The 909-nt window shown below is 43.9% G+C and carries 1 protein-coding gene and 1 pseudogene; both read right to left on the bottom strand.

Annotated elements, in window-relative coordinates:
- Positions 1-441: pseudogene (locus A3729_RS21095) on the bottom strand (DUF839 domain-containing protein); the annotation flags it as partial.
- A gap of 170 nt (positions 442-611) precedes the next feature.
- Positions 612-909 (bottom strand): hypothetical protein (locus tag A3729_RS21090; RefSeq protein WP_369820151.1); only part of this gene is annotated, 298 nt, incomplete at its 5' end.

Genomic DNA, 909 nt, shown 5'->3' with positions numbered 1-909 from the left:
TGGCGCATCCAAGGCAGCAAAGTTAGCCGGGAAGTTATTGAAGTCTTCACCAACAACAACACCTACAGAGCCCTTGTCAAAAATCTTGCCGTCTGCGTCAGCAGTTGTATTTGAAGAACTTGGGTGCTGTACGTTTAAGAATAATGTGCCATCAGTATTTAAGAACATACCGGTGAATTCTGCACCAACTGGCGCTGTTGCATAGCGCTTTAGCCCCATAGGAATATAGTTAGAAATACCATCGCTACCGTCTGCACCATCAGCGCCATCTGTACCGTTAGTACCATCAGTACCATTCGTTCCATCAACACCTGCTACACCAGCTGCACCTGCAGCACCCGCCTCACCATCATCACCATCTTCACAGCCTGCTAGCGCTAAGGTTGCAAGAAAAATGGCCGACACTAAAGGTCTTTTTGTAAACTTAGAACTCACACTCATCGTAACTCTTCCTCAAATAAAAAATCTTAGAATAGATGTTTTTTGCATGCGAAAGTTTGCAGAGCGGAAGTGAAAGTTTAGTGACATTTATGTGAATTAAAAAATACGGTTTCATCAATATAGAGCAGAAAAACCACATAAAAACGCACCGCGCCACTTGCGTTATAGCGCTATAACGCGGGCACCACAATTAGTCGAGATTCACTTAATAGAGACTTAAGCGTTATTAAGCGAGATTGCTGCATCACCCAGTCTGGGTTCTTGCGGTATTCGTTCAGATTACTAATAAAGCTGGCACTGGCACCTTCGGCTTTCTGTATTTCTTCTTCGATTGTCGCTTTGGCAGATTGATGCAAGGCATTGGCCTCACCTCGCGCTTGAGCCATTCTAGAGTTTCTTATGCTTTTCTGCTCCTGAACTCTTTTTCTTTTTTCCGTTCTCGCGATCGTTGCTTGATCAAAATTCTTT

Source organism: Oleiphilus sp. HI0043 (assembly GCF_001634935.1).
Note: the sequence above shows the minus strand (reverse complement) of the source record. Positions and strands in the feature narration are given on the sequence as shown.